Origin of the sequence: Corallococcus aberystwythensis (assembly GCF_003612165.1) — a bacterium.
Taxonomy (GTDB): domain Bacteria; phylum Myxococcota; class Myxococcia; order Myxococcales; family Myxococcaceae; genus Corallococcus; species Corallococcus aberystwythensis.
The window spans coordinates 1-1,350 of sequence record NZ_RAWK01000534.1 but is presented as its reverse complement, the minus strand read 5'-3'; the positions used below and the strand labels follow the sequence as shown (position 1 = coordinate 1,350).

Sequence of the window (1,350 nt, the reverse complement as noted above, 5' to 3'; positions counted from 1 at the left end):
CACCCAGCCGCCCCCGGCCGTCCAGACGGAGCCCGCGCGAGTCGTCCAGGCGCCCAAGGACAGCACGGCCCGCGGCGGCAACGTGATGGACGTGGATGATCTGCCCACCGCGCGCAAGGGCACCCGGACGGAGTCGCCAGGGAAGGCGGTGCGCTCTTCCGCCAGCAAGGCCTCCATGTCGGACAGCTACATGGCGAGCAAGCACAAGCAGATCTTCCACAAGTCCACATGCCGGAGCGTGAGGCTCATCAAAGACGAGAACCTGCTCACGTGGAGCACGCGTGACGCGGCGGTGAAGTCGGGCCGCAAGCCCGCGGGAGACTGTGACCCGTGACGAAGAAGACGAAGCCCCGGTCCAGGGCCACGGTGGACCGCATCGAGGACGACGTCGCCGTGCTGGTGGTGGACGGCCAGCAGGTGACCCGCGCGCTGGACACCCTGCCGCCCGGCGTGCGCGAAGGCGACGTCGTGGACCTGGAGACCGGGAAGGTGGACGCCGAAGCCACCGAGTCCCTGCGCGCCGACGTCCGCGCCGCGAGGGAACAGGCGATGCGCGGCAAGAAGCCACCAGCGGGCGACTTCGACCTCTAACGCCGGAACGTCCTGCTCGACGTGCCGGAAGCCCCGGCCGGAGCAGGACGCGGTGGGTGGGCCTGCCCGCCGCGTGGCGCGGAAGCAGGCCCACTTCACGGGTGGACTACGGCGTGGAGCCTTCCGCCGGAGCCGCGGCCTCACCCGCCGCGGCGCCCTGCGGAGGCGCCACCGGCTCGGCGGCGCCCGGAGCGGGAACGGGAGCGGGAGCAGCCTGACGCGGCGCCGGAGTGACGGGCGGCGGCGCCTTGCCCGTGACCTTGTTGACCACGTCCGCCAGGGCGGGAGGCAGCATGCCCGCCGCCGACAGGCCGAACAGCGCCACCACCGGCAGGACGATGAGCAGCAGCAGCACCAGCGCCACCACCTTCAGCGGGCTGCCACGGCGCGCGGGCACCACCGGACGCTTGCGCGCGGCCTTCGAGTCCACCTGGCGCGCGTCTTCCTCCTCCTCGTCGTTGCGAGGGTCCTCGCGCGTCTCGTCCTGACCGGGGTCCTCCTCGTCCTGGGCGTCGCCCCGGTTGCCGGGCAGGTCCAGGTCGGAGAACAGCTCGTTGAGGGGCGCACCGCTCGCCGCGGGGGCATCCTCCACGGGCGGCGCCGCGCGGCGCGGGGCGGGCGTGGGCACCGGGGCGGGCGCCTGGCGGTTGTTGCCGAAGAGCGTGCCGTCGTCCTCGTCGCCATCGCGCTCGAAGTCGCCGTTGTTGTCGTCCTCGGACGGGCCGGGCTCGTTCTCCGCGTAGAAGGGCTGCTGGGGCT

General features: G+C 73.2%; 1 protein-coding gene and 2 pseudogenes. 2 read left to right on the top strand and 1 reads right to left on the bottom strand.

Going from position 1 to position 1,350, the window contains the following annotated elements:
* Both D7W81_RS42730 and D7W81_RS41260 read left to right on the top strand, forming a co-directional pair.
* Positions 1–334: pseudogene (locus tag D7W81_RS42730) on the top strand (hypothetical protein); the annotation flags it as partial.
* The gene (locus D7W81_RS41260; protein ID WP_120560750.1) at positions 331–591 is read left to right on the top strand and encodes a DUF3006 domain-containing protein; all 261 of its coding nucleotides are present in this window, start codon (positions 331–333) and stop codon (positions 589–591) included. The pseudogene D7W81_RS42730 and the gene D7W81_RS41260, both read left to right, overlap by 4 nt.
* A 106-nt stretch (positions 592–697) precedes the next feature.
* Here D7W81_RS41260 and D7W81_RS42725 read toward each other — a convergent pair.
* Positions 698–1,350, bottom strand: a pseudogene (locus D7W81_RS42725) (hypothetical protein); the annotation flags it as partial.